Raw genomic sequence first — 1,004 nt, forward strand, 5'->3', positions numbered from 1 at the left:
CCTTTTATATGGACTGATTATAGATTTCGCTTCCATCGCTTTTGTCGCCATTATTGTGCTGGTGATGACAAACTTCTTCGTCAAACATTATGTGTTTCGTTGGCGCACAGCGATGAATAATTATTATGTGTCTCGTTGGGAAGAAGTGAGAAATATTGAAGGTGCTTCGCAACGTATCCAGGAAGACACCATGCGTTTTGCCTCCATTGTTGAGGACTTGGGTGTCAAAATCATTGAATCAGTGATGACACTGTTTGCCTTCTTACCCGTATTATTTGCCTTATCGAAATATGTCACTGAGTTTCCATTAATTGGTCAAATACCGGCACCTTTGTTTAATGCGGCGCTAGCCTGGTCAATTTTCGGTACTTTGGTGGTGGCTATTGCCGGTGCTAAGTTGCCTGGTCTTTATTTCAAAAACCAGCGTGTGGAGGCGGCCTATCGTAAAGAGCTGGTTTATGGTGAAGACCATGCTGATCGTGCTCAACCACCGACACTCAGAGAGTTATTCGGCAACGTCAGGAAAAACTATTTCCGTCTTTACTTTCACTATTGCTATTTCGATATCTTCCGCTACAGCTATCTGCAAGCCGATAATATTTTTGTCTATGTGATTTTGATACCAACCATTGCCGCGGGGGCCATCACGTTTGGTCTCTTGCAACAAATCCTGACGGCATTCGGGCAGGTCTCAAGTTCATTTCAATACTTAGTTAATTCCTGGGCGACGATCGTTGAGTTGCAATCCATCCATAAACGTCTGGCTGGATTTGAGGCGACGTTTGAGGGACGGAAGATGCCAGAATTAGCGTGATTCATTACTGGAGAATGTGCTTAAGAAACGCTTTGCGTTTGCTCTGTAACGGTTAACGAGATAGCTCTGATGCTAGCTTTTGATAGGCGGTTTTTATATTGAATTGAAACGATAAAATTCATATCCGTTGTAGAAAAAGAACGGCATAATATGGCAAACCAATTTCTGGTTCAGGCATTGACTGACAAGC

Annotated in this window: 1 protein-coding gene; it reads left to right on the forward strand. The window is 43.0% G+C overall.

The annotated features are described in order from the left end of the window. Positions 1-814 (forward strand): SbmA/BacA-like family transporter (locus tag B4K20_RS04955; protein WP_289282088.1); only part of this gene is annotated, 814 nt, incomplete at its 5' end. Between the last annotated feature and the right edge of the window lie 190 nt (positions 815-1,004).

The organism is Methylophaga sp. UBA5088, assembly GCF_002414625.1.
Classification (GTDB): domain Bacteria; phylum Pseudomonadota; class Gammaproteobacteria; order Nitrosococcales; family Methylophagaceae; genus Methylophaga; species Methylophaga marina.